This is a genomic window from Pseudarthrobacter sulfonivorans (genome assembly GCF_031454915.1).
GTDB lineage: Bacteria > Actinomycetota > Actinomycetes > Actinomycetales > Micrococcaceae > Arthrobacter > Arthrobacter sulfonivorans_C.
In genome coordinates, this window is record NZ_JAVDRS010000006.1 from 97,425 (window position 1) to 115,035 (window position 17,611).

Here is a 17,611-nt window from a genome sequence, read left to right on the forward strand (position 1 = left end):
CTAATTCATGACTATGACCACCGAGCAGGCCGAATGGTTTGCAGGCACTTTCGAGACGCTCGTCGCCAACGTAGGCAAGGCGGTGCTCGGCAAGGAGCACGTCATCCGGCTGACCTTCACCGCGATGCTGGCCGAGGGACACGTGCTGTTCGAGGACGCGCCCGGAACGGGCAAGACTTCCCTCGCCCGGGCGCTGGCCGCCACCGTCCAGGGCTCGAACAACCGCATCCAGTTCACTCCGGACCTCCTGCCGTCGGACGTCACCGGCGTGACCATTTACGACCAGAAGACGCAGAAGTTCGAGTTCCACAAGGGCCCGATCTTTAACAACATCGTCCTGGCCGATGAAATCAACCGCGCCTCGCCGAAGACGCAGTCGGCGCTGCTGGAAGTCATGGAGGAATCCCGGGTCACGGTGGACGGCACCACCTACGAGGCCGGCCGCCCCTTTATGGTCATGGCCACGCAGAACCCCATCGAGCAGGCCGGCACCTACCGCCTGCCGGAGGCGCAGCTGGACCGCTTCCTGATCAAGACCTCCATCGGCTACCCGGACCACGCTTCCACGGTCAGGCTGCTGGGGGGCTCCAACCTCAAGGACCGTTCCGCGGACATCACCGCGGTCATCACCACGCAGGCAGTGGCGGACATGGCCGACCTGGCAGCCACCGTGCATGTGGACACGGCTGTCCTGGAGTACATCTCCCGGCTCTGCGAAGAGACCCGCAACGCGCCCGAGACCCGCTTGGGCGTCTCCGTGCGTGGCGCCATTGCCATGGTCCGGGCCGCGAAGGTCTGGGCCGCGGGGCAGGGACGGAACTTCGTCCTCCCGGACGACGTCAAGGACCTGGCTCCCGTGGTCTGGACCCACCGCTTTGTGATGGACCCTGAGGCGGAGTTCTCCGGAGCTACGGCAGAGGCTGTCCTGGCCCGGGTGCTGTCCGACGTCGCGGCACCGCAGCAGCGCGCCACCGTCTGACGCTCCCCGGAGCCCAAGACAACCATCCTCCAGCGCGAACAGAGGTACATCTATGTCCAGCAGCACTCCGATGACCCGGCTTGCTGAACGCCTCCGGCAACCCTTCCACCGGAACGGCAAACCCACCAGGCTTCATCCGTCGTCTGTCTGGGCAGAGGCCACCGGCACCGCCGCCCTCGCCCTCACACCGGCCTGGGAAAAGGTCCGCGGCCTGTGGCTGCGATACCTGTGGCCCGTCCTCTCGGTGGTCAGCGTCCTGGGCTGGTCCGTCCTGGCCGCCTCCATCCTGCTGTGGGCCGCTGGCCAGGCGTTCGGCTGGCAGGAGGCCAAAGCCGCGGCCATCGCCGCCTTTGTCCTGTTCCTGATCGCCATCGGGTTCATCCTGGGCCGGTCCTCCTACGGCGTGATCCTGGACCTTGCCCGGACCCGCGTGGCAGTGGGGGACAGCGCGGTGGGAAGCATCGCAGTCTCCAATACCTCCACGCGCCCCCTGCTGCCGGCCGCCCTGGAACTGCCGGTGGGTAACGCCACCGCCGTCTTCCACCTGCCCAGGATGAAGCCGCAGCAGGTGCACGAGGACCTTTTCACCATCCCCACGGCCCGGCGCGCCGTCATCGTGGTGGGACCGGTCCGCTCCGTCCGGGCAGACCCGCTGCACCTGCTCCGCCGCCAGGTGATGTGGACCGAACCGGAGGACCTCTTCGTCCACCCGAAAACGGTAGCCCTGGCCGGTTCCGCAGCCGGCTTCATCCGCGACCTTGAAGGCATGCCCACCACCGATCTTTCCAGCGCGGACGTCTCCTTCCATGCCCTGCGCGACTACGTCCCCGGCGATGACCGGCGGCACATCCACTGGAAAACCACAGCCCGGACCAACAAGCTGATGGTGCGCCAGTTCGAAGAGACCCGGCGCGCCCACCTGGCCATCTCGCTCTCTATCAACACGGACGAATACGCGTCAGAACAGGAATTCGAGATGGCCATCTCGGCGGCCGCTTCGATCGGGCGGCAGGCCATCCGCGAACAGCGCGAGCTCGATGTCCTCACCCAGAAAGGGCCGCTTCGCTGTGAAACCGGGCGGAACCTGCTGGATGACATGACCCGGATCGCCGGGGCACCCATGCGGCGCACCGCCGTCGACCTCGCCAGGACACTGGCCGACACCGTGCCCAACGCGTCGGTGGTCTTTTTTGTGGTGGGCAGCAACGTGACGCCCACCCAGCTCCGCTCCGCCGCGGCGTCCGTGCCGCCGGGAGTGCGGAGCCTGGCTGTCCGCCTCCAGGCCGGGGCAGCCCCCGGCCGCGCCAACATCGCCGACCTGACAGTCCTGACGCTCGGCGACCTCGCCGACCTGGCCATCGTCCTCAGAAAGGCAGCCGCATGAGCTCCGCATCCGACCTCCGGCCCCGGCCGGCCTCGCGGCGGCAGGACCAGTCAGCCTTCGCCGACAGCCAGCCCGCCTGGCATTTTATGCTCGACGCCGGCGCCCTCACCGTGCTGCTCGGGCTGGGTATCCTGGGCTTCAGCCTCAGCTTCGGCGGCGACCCCTACTACCTGCTTTCCGGATTCGGCGGCATCATCCTGGGGCTCGGCATAGCAACCGCCAACGCCCACCTGCGCCTGGGCCTTCTGATCACCACCGCCCTCGCCCTGGGCGCCTATCTGGTGTTCGGGACATTCCTCGCTGTGCCGGATGCCGCGATTGCCGGCTTCGTTCCCAGCCTCGACTCACTGCGTACCCTGCTCCTGGGCGTAGTGTTCGCTTGGAAAGACATGCTCACGGTGGGCGTTCCCGTGGGCTCCGCGGGCGGCGTCCTCATTGTCCCGTTCCTGAGTTCGCTGCTCACTTCCCTCGTTGCCGGCCTGCTCATCTGGCGCCTGAAGAGCCCGTACTGGCCGCTGCTTCCGGTGTTGGCCCTGTTCGTCACCGGTATCGCCTTCAGCACCAACGCCGCCTTCCTCACCGTTGAACGCGGCATTGGACTGACCGTCGTTGCGATCGCCTGGGCCACGTTCCGCCGGGACGCGCTGCGCCGCAGCGATACCCGGAAAGTCTCGGTCAACCGTCCGCAGACGGATACTGCCACTGCGCAGCGGGCCAGGCTGCGCCGGCTTGGCACGGCAGCGGCCGTCATCGCGGCCTGCGTGGCCATCACGGCTGTGGCCGCACCGCTGGTCACCGCCGGCAGCGACCGCAAGGTCCTGCGCAACGTGGTGGTCCCGCCCTTTGATCCCAAGGACTACATCACGCCCCTGGCGAGCTTCCGCACTTTCGTCAAAGACCAGAAGGACGACACCTTGTTCGTGGTCAAGGGACTTCCCCGGGACGGCAGGGTCCGGCTGGGTGCCCTGGATGCCTTCAACGGCACCAACTACAACATGGACCCCCACGGCTCCGGCAGCTTCAGCAAGGTGGGTGACACCGAGTCCATCAACACGCTGGCCGATACCTCCGGGGTTGTGCCCACGAACGACTACTCGATGGACATCACCATTGAGGACTACCAGGGATACTTCGTCCCGGGCGGCCGCAAGACCACCGGCCTGAGCTTTGACCAGAGTGCTTCCGCAGCGGCATCGGGCCTTTACTTCAACGCAGGCACGGACACTGCGGTCACCACCCAGGGCCTGGCCAAGGGTGATTCCTACAGCGTCCAGGTGTCCGATCCGGTCAAGCTCGAGCACGGCCAGCTGACCCAGTACGACTTCGCGAAAATCGCCCTCCCCGACGCCGTCGAGGTCCCGCCGGTGGTTGGCTCACAGGCCAATGACCTCTCGGCCGATGCGCCCACCCCGATTGACCGGGTGCGGCAGATCGAGGCGCATTTCCAAAAGACCGGTGCCTTCAGCAACGGGCTGGTCACTGAGGGCCAGTTGCCCAGCGTGTCCGGCCACAGCTCGTCACGCATCCGGAACCTGCTGACCGCCAAGCAGATGCTGGGCGACGACGAGCAGTATGCCGTGTCCATGTCATTGATGCTCCGGCACCTGGGCATCCCGTCCCGCGTTGTTATGGGTTTCTACCCTGATCCGACCAGCCCGGAAAACGGGGCCGGCGAAGTCAGGATCACGGGCAAGGACGTTCACGCCTGGGTGGAAGTGGCGTTCGACCGGGTGGGCTGGGTCAGCTTCGACCCCACGCCGCCCAAGGACAACGTCCCCATCCCGCCGGACCCCGAGAACAAGTCCAAGCCCAAGCCGCAGGTGCTGCAGCCGCCGCCCCCGCCGCAGGAACCGGTAGACCTGCCCACGGATTCCTCGCCGGACGCGCTTGACGCGGACGAGAAGAAGGACAACCCGTGGCTGTTCTGGGGTGCCCTGCTTGCGGCCCTGGGCGTTGCCCTCATCCCGCTGGCCATCCTTGCCCTGCCGCTGCTGCTCATCGCGCTCCTCAAATCGCGACGCCGGAAGGCCCGTTTCACCGAGGGGCACCCGGCCCAGCGTGTGGGCGGGGGCTGGAATGAGGTCCTGAGCCTCGCCACGGACATGGGTGCCGGAATCGATACCCGGTCAACCCGGCGCGAAAGTGCGACCGTCCTCGCCGAGGCGTTTCCTGCCACGGGGCAGACCACCACGATGCTGGCGCACCGGGCGGACGCGTCCATCTTCGGGGCCGGCCAGCCGACCGAGGAAGAAGTCCGGGAGTACTGGACCATCGTGGACGGTTCGCTGCAGGAGATCACCGGGACGGTGGGCTTCTGGCGCCGCCAGCGGGCCAGGTTCTCGCCCCGGTCGCTTCTGGCCGACGGGCGCGCGGCGCTCAAAGTACGCAGTGCCCGGCTGGGTTTCCTGCCGCCTTCGCGTCCAGCCGGCACCGGTCCGGCGGGACGGCCGCCTGCCACCGGTAGGGTGGAGACCGGCCCGGACGTTGCCGGAGGCACAGGTCCTGCGGTGCAGGGCGGCGGTCCGGGCACGACGGCGGCCGCCTCCGAGGCTGATGAGACCACCGTTCTAAGGAACCCTGGCAGGAAGAACCACACTGAATCATGATGAACGAGCCCGAGCGCTGCCAGCGGTGCCAGCAACTGATCCGCGGCGGCGCCACCTTCTGCACGGCGTGCGGTGCTCCGCTGCCCAACAGATCTGCGCGCAGCGGACGCAACGTGGACCATGCGCAGCGGGCCATGATGGAAAGCGCTGCGGCGCATGCAGCACAGATTCCCGGTACTATCCCGGTAGTACAAACGGCTCCAGGGGGAGGAACGGGAATGGCAGCCACTCTTGAGCTGGTTCCGGCCACGGCCGGCAAAAGGCTCGGCGCCGCGGTGCTGGACTGGCTCGCACCCATCGCAGTCCTGGTAGTGACTTTCGCCATCGGTTTCGCGGGGATAACCCGGACCCTCAGCGGCGGATTCATTATCTACGACACGGCCTCCCTGGTCCTGTTCGGCAGCATCGGCATGGGCCTGACGCTCGTCTATCTGGTGGTCCTCCTGGGTATGGAAGGCCGCTCCGGTACGACCATCGGGAACCGGGTCATGGGGATCCGCAGCGCTGACAAGGACGGCTACGCTCCTGGGGCCGGAGGAGTGTTCCTGCGCGGCCTTGTCACGGGTGCGGGCATCATCCTGGCGCTTGTTGCCGCAGTGGCCGTGGTCATTTTCAAATGGTTCGACATCGCGCTGTTCATCCTCGGTCCGCTGGTTCTGGTGGGCGCCGTGTGGGCTGTACTGGTAGTGGTTTCCAACACCTGGGACGCCAATGGGAAACTCCGCGGCTGGCATGATGCCGCGGCCAAGACGCTGATGTTCGACGTCAACGCCGGCCGCAACCCCATCACCTCCGGCGGAATCCAGGGCCCGTACAGTTTTGCGCCCCTGGACCTGCCGCCCGTCCAGCCGGTCGCTTCACCCGTAGCCGGCGCGGCCCTGCCGCAGCGGGTTGTGAACCAACAGCCGGTGAACCAGCAGCCGGTGAACCAGCCAGTGGCCCCCGCAGCGGGTACGCCGACGCCGGTGAACCAGCCAGGGAACGCCGCGCCGGTTCAGCCCTTCCAATGGCAGCCGCAGGCTGCACCCCCGCAGGCCGCTCCCGCGCAGGCTGCTGCCCAACAGCCGCCACAGCAGCACCCGGCTCCTGTCCAGCCGTATGCTGCACAGCCAGCCCCCACACAGCCCTATGCCGCGCCGCAGTCCTATGCGCCGCAGTCGTTCTCCCCGCCGGCCGCCAACCCGTTCCACGTACCGGAAAATCAGACGGCAACCCTTCCGGTTCCCTCCGAAGGCGCTGCACATCCTGACGACGATCTGGACCGCACGCAGATGCGCGGCGGTGCGGCCTATGCGGCGCCCGTCGCGGTGCTGCGGATAAAGCTCGACGACGGCAGGGACTTCCAGCTCGATCGCAGCGTCCTGGTGGGCCGGAACCCCGTGGGCCAGGCAGGGGAGCAGCAGGCGCAACTCCTGGCCGTAACCGACCCGGGCCGCTCGATTTCCAAGACCCACCTTCACGTGCTGACCGACGGTGCAGGCATCTGGGTGACCGACCGAAACTCCACCAACGGCAGTGCCGTCACCACGCCGGATGGCCGCCGCACGCCACTGCAGCCGGGTGTGCCCGCCTTTGTCAGCCCGGGATCCACTGTCCACTTTGGTGACCGTTCCTTCCACCTAGGACAGGCATGAACTCTCAGCCCGCCAGTGATTCCCCCGACGAAGTTCACGGATCCGGCCTCAGCCTGAGTTACGGCTATGGCACGGACCGCGGACTGCGCCGGGAGCTCAACGAGGACTCCTTCATCGCCTCGGACCCAGTCTTCGCAGTGGCGGACGGCATGGGCGGACACGAAGCCGGGGAGATCGCCAGCGGCATGTGCGTCCGTGCCCTGGCCGCGATGCCGCAGCTCGCCAGCGGAGAACGCAGCGTCACGGCAGCTGTGCTCCAGCAGTACCTGCTCCGGGCAGACAGTTCCATCAGGGACGTGACCGGTGCCCGGGCCGGGACCACCCTGACGGGTGCCGTGGTGGTGGAGCAGATGGGCATGCCGTACTGGCTGGTCATGAACATCGGCGATTCCCGGACCTACCGGCTGAGCCAAGGAAATTTCGCCCAGGTCAGCGTGGACCACTCGGAGGTCCAGGAACTCGTTGACGCCGGTGAGATCACCCCTGAGGAGGCGACTGTCCACCCGCGCCGCCATGTGGTCACCCGTGCGCTGGGAACCGGCGATGAGACGGAAGCGGACTACTGGCTGCTGCCTGTTGAGGAAGGCGACCGGATCCTGATCTGCTCGGACGGCCTCAACGCCGAGCTGACGGATGAGCACATCCACCGCATCCTCAGCACGGTGGGCCACCCCCAGGATGCAGTGGACGCCCTGATCCAGGCAGCACTCCGCAACGGTGGTCGGGACAACGTCACCGTCATTGTGGTTGACGCAAAGAACCTGATGAACGACGCCGGCATGGCCACTACAGCTCCCCGCCCATTCGCCAACGCGGAAGTGGAGGTCACTCTGCCCAGGGCACAGATTGTTGACGCCAGCCGGCCGGCGGCAGCGGAAAACGAAAGTGGGGAGCACTGAGATGGCCACCGCCAACTACACCACCGGCACCTGGCTGGGCCTCGTCCGGTCCCGTACCGCAGTCTTCCTGGGACCCGGCACCCCGCCGGCCCTTGTCCAGTCCATCTGGGATCTGCTCGAGGGTGCTCCGGAAGTGCATGAGGTGCTGCACGCCGTCACCAGCAGCTTCGGCGTTTCGCTCGCGCAGATTCCGTCATTCGGCATCGTGGACTCCCGTGACGCGCTCCGGGTCTTCCTCCGCGGTGACATGGACCTGACCGTACAGCTGCCCGCAGGCCCGGTCGAACTGAACGGGCGGGACGTCACCACCTGGACGGAGCGGCGCCTCGACCTGCCCGAGTGGTACCGCCTGACTGTTGCCGGTGACACCCAGGCAGGGCAGGTGCTTCCCCTCACCGAGGGCGTAGTCCTGCTGCAGTCATTGACTGTCGGGCTGACCGCCGCGCTGCCTGGGGAACCGGCCGCGCCTGCTGTGGTCAACCTCCAAGCACAGGCGGCGGCCGTTGCACCGGAAGCCGCACCGGCACCTGAGCTTGTCCCGGGATCTGAACTCGTACCGGACACCGGCGTTGACCGCGGCCCCGCCGTCAAACCCGGGATTCTGGTGGGACCGGGCGCTGAACCAGCGCCGGCAACGGACACTGACGAGGAAGCTGACCTGGCGCCCGCACACCTCCCGGCGGCGGATTCTGTTGTCCCGGAACGGGAAGCTGGACCGGACGCCGAACCAGCGCCGGAGCGCAACTCGGCCGCAGGACCTGCACAGGAGCCAGAGGCTAACAGCGCCCGCAGCGGTAGCGGGAACAACGAACTTGAAGTCTCGGCCGAGACCGTGATGGGGCTCCTGGACGATGACTCCCACTATGCCGGGGAGTCACCTGAACCAGGGCGGGAAGCTGAGCCCGGGCCTGCAGCGGACACCGGGCATCCAACGGACAGCGAGCCCGCGTCGCACGCCGACCAGGCGCCCGCCCACGAACTGACCGGCACCTACGACCACCTTTGGGAGAAGACTGTGGTCCGCCGCATCGAGGACGCAGCCGTTCGGGACGATCCGGACGAGGCCGCCGCCAGCTCATCACCTCAGGTGGACACACCCGCAGCTGACGCGGAAGCAGGAACTTCAGGGTTGCCTGTCGCCGCGCAGCACGCGCCGGACGTCATCAACCCTGCACCGCCTGCGCCTGCACCGCCTGCACCGGTGCCGGCAACAATCCCGGCCACTGGCCTGGGTAGCGGCCTCATCGACTCGGTCCCGTGGCGGACCGCCGCGGGCAACGCACCGGCTGCCCAGGTTCCGTCGTCCTTCCTGCCACCGGTGCAGGCTCCCGTGCAGGCACCCGCACCGGATACAGCCGCTGATCCCGCCGGCTTCGATGGCGACCATGACGGCCACACCATCATGAAGAGCGACCTCGCCGGCATAGCCGCGCACCCGGCGGCAGTAGCGGAGCCGGACGCCGGCGCCGGGCCGCTGGTGCTGGCAAGGGTCTGCGACCGGGGCCACTCCAACCCGCCCACCCATGCCCAGTGCGCTGCCTGCAGCCTGCCGCTTCCGTCCGACGCCGTCCAGGTGGCCCGGCCGCGGCTGGGCCGGATGCGGGTCTCCTCCGGTGAACTGGTTGACCTTGACCAGTCCCTGGTGATCGGGCGCCAGCCATCTGTGTCCCGGGTGCAGGGCGGCGTGATGCCACGGCTCGTCCAGGTGTCCAGCCCCAGCGGGGACATTTCCCGCTCGCACGTCGAAGTCCGGCTTGAGGGCTGGCACGTCATGCTGTGCGATCTGAAGGCCACGAACGGGACGGTCCTGGTCCGTGAGGGCCAGCAGCCCCGCCGCCTTGCCCAGAACGAGATGGCCATCCTGCTCGACGGCGATATCGCAGAACTGGGTGACGACATCTCATTGCGCTTTGAGGAGATTCTTTGAGTTCCAAACGGCCTGTTGCGCCGCCGCCCCCTATCCCGGGGTTTACCTATATCAGCCTGCTCGGTTCCGGCGGGTTCTCCGACGTCTACCTCTATGAACAGGACCGCCCGCGGCGGAAGGTTGCCGTCAAGGTCCTCCTTTCAGACCTGAAGACCGAGGGCGCCCGGCGCAGGTTCGAGTCCGAGGCCAACCTGATGGCCCAGCTCTCGTCCCACCCGTACATTGTGACGATTTTTGAGGCCGAGGTGACTGACGCCGGGCACTCCTACCTGGCTATGGAATACTGCTCCAGGCCCAGCCTGGACGTCCGCTACCGCCGCCAGCGCTTCAGCGTTGACGAGGTCCTTGCCGTGGGCATCCAGGTGGCCTCCGCCGTCGAGACCGCCCACCGCGCCGGCATCGCCCACCGGGACATCAAGCCCGCCAACATCCTGGTGACTGACTACAACCGGCCCGCCCTGACGGACTTCGGGATCTCGGGAACGCTGGGCGGTGACGCTGATGAGGACGCCGGGATGTCCATCCCGTGGTCGCCGCCGGAACAGTTCACTGACGGCCCCGTCGACGGCGTGATGGTGGATGTCTGGGCGCTTGGCGCCACGCTGTATACCCTGCTCGCCGGCAGGTCGCCGTTCGTGTTGCCCGGAACCGACAATTCACAGCGCGAACTGATTTCCCGCATCACCAGCGCGCCGCTGCCGCGCCTGGGCCGGGCCGACGTTCCGGAGTCCCTGGAAGGTGCGCTTTCCACGGCCATGGCAAAACCTGCCGCGTCCAGGTACTCCTCGGCCCATGCCTTCGCCTTGGCACTGCAGCGGATCCAGGCCGAACTGAACCTGTCTGTCACGCCTTTTGAGGTGCTCGAAGAGTCGCACCAGGACGACGGCCACCCGGATGACGGCTTCGAGGAGACCCGGGTCCGGAGCATTGCAGCCATCGATCCGGAGCGGACCGGCAGCGCCCCCACTTTCCCGGCACGCACCCGGCCACAGGGCCCTGGTGCCGGCCAACCGCCGTCGGGCGTTCCTGCCGGCCCAACGCTCCCGGCCGGTGCAGCCGCTTCCGTGCCCCGGCCGCAGGTACCGGGCAACCTGTTTGCCGGTCAGCCGGATGGACAACATGATGGTGGTAACGCTGCCGGCGGGCAGCAGGCCGGCAACCCCGCAGGGGACTGGGCGCACGCCACGATGCTCCGCGGCAGCGCGCCTGCCGACGCCGACTACGGCTCGGCACCCGATTCAACTGTTCAGCGGCCCGGACTCCTCCCTGCCCAGGCAGCGCAACAGGCTGGCCGGCCGGGCCGGTCAGAACCCGAGATCGATGCGACAGTCAGCCGTCCGGCGGCGGTGCCGGAAACGGCACCGGAAGCTGTCCCGGACCACGGCAAACGGAACCTCTGGCTCGCCCTCGCGGGCGGGACGCTGCTGGTCCTGGCCATCATTGTGGGAGTGGTGCTGGGCTCCTCAGCACCGGAGCCAAAGGTGGCCGAGACAGGCCAGGTCAGCAAGCCCCCGGCAGATGCTCTGGACAACGGGACCGTCCCCGACGTCGCGGACCTGGTTGGCACAGTGGACGCCGGCAAGGCCACCTTCACCTGGACCAACCCGCAGCCCAAGTCCGGTGACGCCTACAAATGGCGGGTCTACGCCGTGGGCGAAAGCGGCGAGTACCAGTCCACAGCCGAGCCAACCGCCCAAGTGGCCTTGAATCCGGTAGAACCCACCTGCATCCAGGTCATGATCGTCAGAACCGACGGAGCGTTCTCGCCCCTGGAGGATGACTCGATCGCCTGCATCCGGCAGTGACGGCACGGCAGACACGAAACGACAGTGAACGCGGGCAACGCCCGTCGAGGAGGCACGGAAAATGGGGGATCTAGCAATAGATTTCTGTGGCGAGTGGTACGAACCGTCCGATGAGGAGATCTTCAACATCGGCCGCGAAGGCGATCTCGAGGTGGACGACAACCCGTACCTTCACCGTCAGTTCCTGCAGGTGGCCCGCTACGACGGGATCTGGTGGCTCAGCAATGTGGGCAGGATGCTTTCGGCTACTGTGGCGGACGGTTCCGGCGGTATGCAGGCCTGGCTGTCGCCGGGTGCGCGGATTCCGCTGGTGTTCAGCCACACGAACATCATTTTCACTGCCGGTCCCACCACGTACGAGTTCGCCGTGCACCTCAAGACGCCGTCCTTCCGGCAGCAGTCACGTGAGGACGACAGCAACGGCGACACCACGATCGGCCCTGTCGTTTTCACGGACTCACAGAAGGCCCTCATCGTTGCGCTCGCCGAGCCCATGCTGCGGCGCGAAGGGACCGGATTCAGCGCCATTCCGTCGTCGGCCGCCGCGGCCAAAACCCTGGGCTGGGCACTGACCCGGTTCAACCGGAAGCTGGACAACGTCTGCGACAAGCTTGACCGAGTCGGCGTCGTGGGGCTGCGTGGTGGCGGCGGAAAGCTGGCCACTAACCGCCGTGCCCGGCTTGTCGAACACGCCGTCACCACGCACCTGGTGACCGCTGAGGATCTGTACCTTTTGGAAAGGATGAGGGGCGTGGACGAAGGATGAGGATCCGGCTGACACTCCGCCGGGATCCGGCGGAAACCAAGGACCTGGCCGTCACGGTCGACGGCCTGGCAACAGTGGCGGACATTGCCACCCAGTTGTGGGTCGCCGACCCCGACAGGAAGGGCTCGCCCGCGCCGGAGAACCTTTCCCTGCGCATCGACGAGGCGTTTGTGGGCGGCGGCATACGCGGCAACGTCCTGACCCGCACGGACAACCTGCTGGAGTCGGGGCTGCGGCCGGGGTCCGTGGTTTCCCTGGCTGAGGTCAGCGAACACTTCAGTGCTCCCGGTGCCAACCGCGGTCCGGCCGCCGCCACCCTGCGGATCCTGTCAGGGCCCGACGTCGGCCAGGAGTTTTCGCTGCCCTCCGGAACCAGCTACATCGGACGGGACCGGGACGTGGACATCCGGCTTACGGACCCGCTGACGTCCAAACGCCACGCACGCATCACGGTGGGCGAGAGCGTCGAGATCGTGGACACCAACTCAGCCAACGGCCTCCTCATGGACGGCCTTCCCGTCACCCGGGCCACCCTGAACTCCTCGGACACTGTCACCCTGGGGGAGACCACCGTGACGGTGGTGCCGCTGGGGCATAACCATGCGGCAGCGCCGACGTCGCCCCTTGTCGATTTCAACCGCTCCCCGCGGGTGGTTCCACGTTTCGACGCGCCCAAACGGGTGCCGCCTGCCGGCCCCAAACGCCCGGATCACCAGCCGTTCCCGTACATCATGCTGATGGCGCCGCTCCTGATGGGCGGCATCATGTTCGCGGTCACCCGGAACATGCTCTCGGTGATTTTCATGATGATGATGCCACTGTTCATTGTGGGCCACTACGTGGACCAGAAGGTGCAGACCAAACGGAAGCAGAAGGAGCAGCTCAAACAGTTCCGCGAGTCCATGGCCGCCTTCCGGGAGGACATCACCGAACTGCAGCATGTGGAACGTGCGGTCCGCCTGCAGGAAGCGCCGTCAGTCAGCGACACCGTGGATTCGATCTACAAGCTGGGCCCGCTGCTGTGGACCCACCGCCCCGAACACGTCGGCTTCCTGGGCCTGCGGTTCGGGCTCGGCACCAGTCCGTCCCGCATCATGTTCGAGGAACCTAACAACAACGACACCGAAGCTGAATACATGCGCGAGATCCAGGACTGCCTCAAGCAGTTCCGGGACATCGAAGGTGTGCCCGTTGTCTCCCAGCTGCGCACGGCGGGGGCTTTCGGTGTGGCCGGGGCGCGCGGCCTCGTTGATGACGTGGCCCGCGGCATGGTGCTGCAGTTCGTGGGGCTGCATTCGCCGGCTGAAGCGGTGGTCACGGCCATTACCTCGGCGCAGTCCCGGGAGCGCTGGGACTGGCTGCAGTGGCTGCCCCACGTGGGCTCCGGCCACAGCCCCCTCGCCGGCGACCACCTGGCTGCCGGCTCGGCCAGCGGCTCCTCCCTCCTGGCCCGGCTTGAGGACCTTCTCGATGTCAGGGAGGCCATGGCCAAGCGGTCCGCCCAAGTACCCAGGGGAGTTATTGACCCCGCCAAACACGAGGTTCCCGCCCCGGTGCTGCCTGCGGTCCTGGTGATTGTTGAAGACGACGCCCCGGTTGACCGCGGCAGGCTGACCCGCCTCGCGGAACGCGGGCCGGACTCCGGCGTCCACGTGATGTGGGTGGCCACTGACATCCAGGCCCTGCCCGCCGCCTGCCGCGACTTCATGGTGGTGGACGGCGAAAACGGCACCACCACAGGCCAGGTCCGGCTGGGCCGGCACACGTATCCCGTCAGCTGCGAAAGCCTCGATGCCGAACTGGCTGCCCAGCTGGCCAGGATGCTGGCGCCGGTGGTGGATGTTGGCAAGCCGGTCACCGACGATTCGGACCTGCCGCGTGCTGTCTCCTACGCCACCCTGATCGGCAAGGACTTCCTGGACAACCCGCAGGCCGTCGCGGAGCGCTGGAAGGAGAACAACTCAGTCCATGCCACCGCAGTAGCCAACCGGAAGGACAACGGAACCCTCCGCGCACTGGTGGGTTCGAAGGGCATTGAGCCCCTGTACCTTGACCTGAAGAACGAGGGCCCGCACGCGCTGGTGGGCGGCACCACCGGTGCCGGCAAATCCGAGTTCCTGCAGTCCTGGGTCATGGGAATGGCCGCGGCCTACAGCCCGGACAGGGTCAGCTTCCTGTTTGTGGACTACAAGGGCGGTGCCGCGTTCGCTGACTGCCTCAACCTTCCGCACACCGTGGGCCTGGTCACCGACCTCTCCCAGCACCTGGTCCGCCGCGCGCTGACCTCGCTCCGGGCGGAACTGCACTACCGGGAGCACCTGCTGAACCGGAAGAAGGCCAAGGACCTTTTGGCGCTCCAGCGCGAAGCCGATCCGGAAGCCCCGCCCTACCTGGTCATCATCGTTGACGAATTCGCCGCGCTGGCCACCGAAGTGCCGGAGTTCGTGGACGGTGTGGTGGACGTCGCCGCCCGGGGCCGTTCCCTGGGCCTGCACCTGATCCTGGCTACGCAGCGTCCGGCTGGCGTCATCAAGGACAGCCTGCGCGCGAACACCAACCTCCGCGTGGCGCTGCGGATGGCTGATGCCGACGACGCCTCGGACATCCTTGGCGTCCCCGATGCCGCGTACTTCGACCCCTCCATCCCGGGACGCGGTGCGGCGAAGACTGGCCCTGGCCGCATTCAGGGTTTCCAGACCGGCTACGCCGGCGGCTGGACTACCGAAAAGCCACAGCGCCCACAGATCGACATCGTGGAAATGGCGTTCGGGTCAGGGCAAAGCTGGGAAGCGCCCGCCCCTGAGAAGCCCGTCAAGGAAGCTCCTGCCGGTCCCAACGACATCGCCAGGATGACCACCAACATCGTCCGGGCAGCAGAGTCGCTGGCTATCCGGCCGCCGCGCAAGCCGTGGCTGGACGAGCTCGCCACCACCTACGACTTCTCCAAGCTGCCCAACCCGCGAACGGACGAGCGGCTGCTGCTGGGAGTGGCGGACGATCCCACCCGCCAGGACCAGCCCACCGTGTTCTACGAACCGGACAAAGACGGCAACATGGCCATCTTCGGCACCGGCGGCTCCGGCAAGTCCGCGGCTCTGCGCGGGATCGCCATCGCCGCCGCCGTCACGCCCCGCGGCGGCCCCGTCCACATCTACGGGATTGATTGCGGATCCTCCGGGCTGAAGATGCTCGACGAGCTCCCGCACGTCGGCGAAATCATTAACGGCGACGATGTGGAACGCGTAGGCCGCTTGCTGCGCCTGCTCCGCGACATTGCGGATGAACGGTCCGCCCGCTTCGCCGATGTCAGGGCCTCCACCATCGTCGAGTACCGAACCTTGGCAAACCGCCCTGATGAGAAGCGCATCTTTGTCCTGCTCGATGGCATGTCTGCATTCCGTGAGACCTACGAATACAGCCGGCTGTCTGCGCTGTGGGACATCTTCCTGCAGCTGGCCACGGACGGCCGTCCTCTGGGCGTCCACCTGGTCATCACCGGCGACCGGCCCAACTCGGTGCCGGCGTCCCTGCTGGCCTCCATCCAGCGCCGCCTGGTGCTGCGGCTGTCCTCCGAAGACGACTACATGTCCATGGACGTCCCCAAGGATGTCCTCAGTGCCTCCTCCCCGCCAGGGCGCGGCCTGCTGGGCGGCCTCGAAGTGCAGCTTGCAGTCCTGGGCGGGAACTCCAACCTCGCCCTGCAGGCCCGCGAGGTCCACAAACTGAGCCAGGCGATGCTGCGGCAGGGACTGGACCAGGCACCAAAGATCCAGCGGCTCCCGGAACAGGTTGACCTGGATCTGCTGCCGGCCGGAAGCCCGGACCTCCCTGTCATCGGCGTCGACGACGAAACCCTCCAGCCTGCCGAGATCCTGGCCAAGGGCCCGCTGCTGCTGGCAGGGCCTCCGGGTGCCGGGCGAACGGTGGCACTGGTCAGCCTGGCCTACGCGCTGCGCCGTTCCAACCCGGATACGGAGCTGGTGTACATCGGCTCGCGCCGGTCCGCAGTGGCATCACTGCCGCTCTGGAACCGCTCGGTAGTCGGAGCGGACGACCTGTCCGAGGTGGTGGAAGACCTGGTGGAGCACTCCAGCGGCAATCCGGGCAAGGTGGCCATCTTCATCGAAGGCCTGACCGAGTTCACGGACACGGTGGCGGAATCGGGCGTCTCGCAGCTCGTGACGGCGTCCCTCAAGGCTGACCAGTGGGTTATCGGCGAATCCGAGACGTCCACCTGGTCCTCTGCCTGGTCACTCTCCCAGCCGTTCAAATCAGGCCGCCGCGGGCTGCTCATGAACCCGGGGGACATCGAAGGGGACAGCCTGCTGAGCACCCCGCTGGGCCGCGTCAGCCCGGAGTTCATCCCGGGCCGCGGCTACATCGTGGGACGAGGCAAGGCGCGCAAGCTGCAGATCGCTTTGCCGCCGGAAAACCGGGATTGAGTCCAGATGTCAGTGCGGGCCCGTAAGTCCAAGGATTTGCGGGCCCGCAGCCCGTTATAGGAGACTACGGGAAACACTCGTTCGCCGCGGAAGGGTGCCGCGCGCCTCCCCAAAGGTAACCATGATCCGATCTTCCGTGTTCCGCGACGCCGCCGCCGCGGCGGCCATAGCGCTGCTGGCGCTTACCGTGGGACTGTCGGCCGCTGTTTCCGCGCAGGCCGACGACGGCGATTCTGACACCACCTGCGGAGCCGTCTGTGAGCTTCTGCCCGGGGACCAGAAGACCCCGCCGGACACTCCCGGCACCGGGAAGCCGACCGAGCCGCCAGTTACTTCCCGCCCCTCCGCGGTGGTGACCGCACCCGCGCCAACAGTTCCCGCCGTTCCGGTGGCAACCGCCCCCGCTCCGGTTTCCGCCGTCGCCCCGGACCCCACGGTTTCTGCAGTTCAGGAAAGGCCGACGCCGGCGGCCACCACCAGCTCCGTTTCCCCTTCTGCGACTTCCGCGAGTCCGTCCACCGAATCGAACTGGGACAAACCCATCACGAAGTCGGCAAAGGCGACCCAGGCAGCCGCCGTGTCCGGGAACGATGGCTCCGGGCTTTTTGGAAGTCCAGGGCTGCTGGCCATCATGGCGGGCGTGCTGCTGGTGGGCATCGCCGGCCTGGCGTTCGCCTGGTGGGGCCGGAACCGCCTCTCCTCCCACTGACGGGGCCGATGGGTGCGATGCATGGGCAGTGGTGCATGGGCAGCGGTGCCCATCGACAGTGCTTCCGGGGCCGGGATAGGTTCTAGGTAATGGATCTTCCGGATGAGCCGGGGGCCGCTGGGGATGCCGATCTGGATCGGATCCAATGACATATGAGGAGAAACTGATGGCTATTTGGGGCGCAGATGTAGAGCAGCTCAGGACTCTTGGCACGAGGCTGCAGTCCGGTGCTTCGGAAATCGAGCAGCAGCGGATTAACCTTTCCCGCATGCTGGACAGCACCACGTGGGAGGGCCCGGACGCGAAGCTCTTCCGCAGCGAGTGGAGCGGCACGCACAGCAGTGCTCTGAACCAGGTCATCCAGGCGCTGAAGGATGCTGGCACGAAGGCAACCCAGAACGCCAACGAGCAGGACCAGGCTTCACGCTAGCCATCACCTTGACGGAGGGCCCGGACACCA

The 17,611-nt window shown here is 67.1% G+C and carries 11 protein-coding genes; all 11 read left to right on the top strand.

What is annotated here, in order from left to right; translation table 11 throughout:
• Nucleotides 1–7: 7 nt before the first annotated feature.
• Nucleotides 8–979, top strand: a complete 972-nt coding sequence (locus J2808_RS14350) for an AAA family ATPase (RefSeq protein ID WP_309817827.1) — start codon at nt 8–10, stop codon at nt 977–979.
• Nucleotides 980–1,031: 52 nt separating this feature from the next.
• The gene (locus J2808_RS14355; protein ID WP_309817829.1) at nt 1,032–2,363 is read left to right on the top strand and encodes a DUF58 domain-containing protein; all 1,332 of its coding nucleotides are present in this window, start codon (nt 1,032–1,034) and stop codon (nt 2,361–2,363) included.
• Nucleotides 2,360–4,969, top strand: a complete 2,610-nt coding sequence (locus tag J2808_RS14360) for a transglutaminase-like domain-containing protein (protein ID WP_309817831.1) — start codon at nt 2,360–2,362, stop codon at nt 4,967–4,969. Before J2808_RS14355 ends, J2808_RS14360 begins: the two co-directional genes overlap by 4 nt.
• A 218-nt stretch (nt 4,970–5,187) precedes the next feature.
• Nucleotides 5,188–6,603, top strand: coding sequence for an RDD family protein (locus tag J2808_RS14365; RefSeq protein ID WP_309817833.1), 1,416 nt, complete (start codon nt 5,188–5,190; stop codon nt 6,601–6,603).
• The gene (locus J2808_RS14370) at nt 6,600–7,502 is read left to right on the top strand and encodes a PP2C family protein-serine/threonine phosphatase (RefSeq protein WP_309817835.1); all 903 of its coding nucleotides are present in this window, start codon (nt 6,600–6,602) and stop codon (nt 7,500–7,502) included. Before J2808_RS14365 ends, J2808_RS14370 begins: the two co-directional genes overlap by 4 nt.
• Entirely contained in the window at nt 7,489–9,429 is a 1,941-nt protein-coding gene (locus J2808_RS14375) for an FHA domain-containing protein (protein ID WP_309817838.1), read from the top strand. Before J2808_RS14370 ends, J2808_RS14375 begins: the two co-directional genes overlap by 14 nt.
• Nucleotides 9,426–11,234: a serine/threonine-protein kinase gene (locus J2808_RS14380; protein WP_309817840.1), complete on the top strand. Its 1,809-nt coding sequence runs from the start codon at nt 9,426–9,428 to the stop codon at nt 11,232–11,234. Before J2808_RS14375 ends, J2808_RS14380 begins: the two co-directional genes overlap by 4 nt.
• Before the next feature lie 61 nt (nt 11,235–11,295).
• Nucleotides 11,296–12,000 (top strand): hypothetical protein, encoded by a 705-nt coding sequence (locus tag J2808_RS14385; RefSeq protein ID WP_309817842.1) that lies wholly within the window; start codon nt 11,296–11,298, stop codon nt 11,998–12,000.
• Complete coding sequence (locus J2808_RS14390; RefSeq protein ID WP_309817844.1) at nt 11,997–16,442, top strand: FtsK/SpoIIIE domain-containing protein; 4,446 nt, start codon at nt 11,997–11,999, stop codon at nt 16,440–16,442. Before J2808_RS14385 ends, J2808_RS14390 begins: the two co-directional genes overlap by 4 nt.
• A gap of 121 nt (nt 16,443–16,563) precedes the next feature.
• Nucleotides 16,564–17,151 (top strand): hypothetical protein, encoded by a 588-nt coding sequence (locus J2808_RS14395; RefSeq protein WP_309817846.1) that lies wholly within the window; start codon nt 16,564–16,566, stop codon nt 17,149–17,151.
• Between the two features lie 166 nt (nt 17,152–17,317).
• Complete coding sequence (locus J2808_RS14400) at nt 17,318–17,581, top strand: WXG100 family type VII secretion target (protein WP_309817848.1); 264 nt, start codon at nt 17,318–17,320, stop codon at nt 17,579–17,581.
• Nucleotides 17,582–17,611 lie beyond the last annotated feature (30 nt).

Bases quoted from the DNA above. Each gene is read 5' to 3' on its own strand.
- J2808_RS14350 (WP_309817827.1), top strand. From the start codon at position 8: ATGACTATGACCACCGAGCAGGCCGAATGGTTTGCAGGCACTTTCGAG.
- J2808_RS14355 (WP_309817829.1), top strand. From the start codon at position 1,032: ATGTCCAGCAGCACTCCGATGACCCGGCTTGCTGAACGCCTCCGGCAA.
- J2808_RS14360 (WP_309817831.1), top strand. From the start codon at position 2,360: ATGAGCTCCGCATCCGACCTCCGGCCCCGGCCGGCCTCGCGGCGGCAG.
- J2808_RS14365 (WP_309817833.1), top strand. From the start codon at position 5,188: ATGGCAGCCACTCTTGAGCTGGTTCCGGCCACGGCCGGCAAAAGGCTC.
- J2808_RS14370 (WP_309817835.1), top strand. From the start codon at position 6,600: ATGAACTCTCAGCCCGCCAGTGATTCCCCCGACGAAGTTCACGGATCC.
- J2808_RS14385 (WP_309817842.1), top strand. From the start codon at position 11,296: ATGGGGGATCTAGCAATAGATTTCTGTGGCGAGTGGTACGAACCGTCC.
- J2808_RS14390 (WP_309817844.1), top strand. From the start codon at position 11,997: ATGAGGATCCGGCTGACACTCCGCCGGGATCCGGCGGAAACCAAGGAC.
- J2808_RS14395 (WP_309817846.1), top strand. From the start codon at position 16,564: ATGATCCGATCTTCCGTGTTCCGCGACGCCGCCGCCGCGGCGGCCATA.
- J2808_RS14400 (WP_309817848.1), top strand. From the start codon at position 17,318: ATGGCTATTTGGGGCGCAGATGTAGAGCAGCTCAGGACTCTTGGCACG.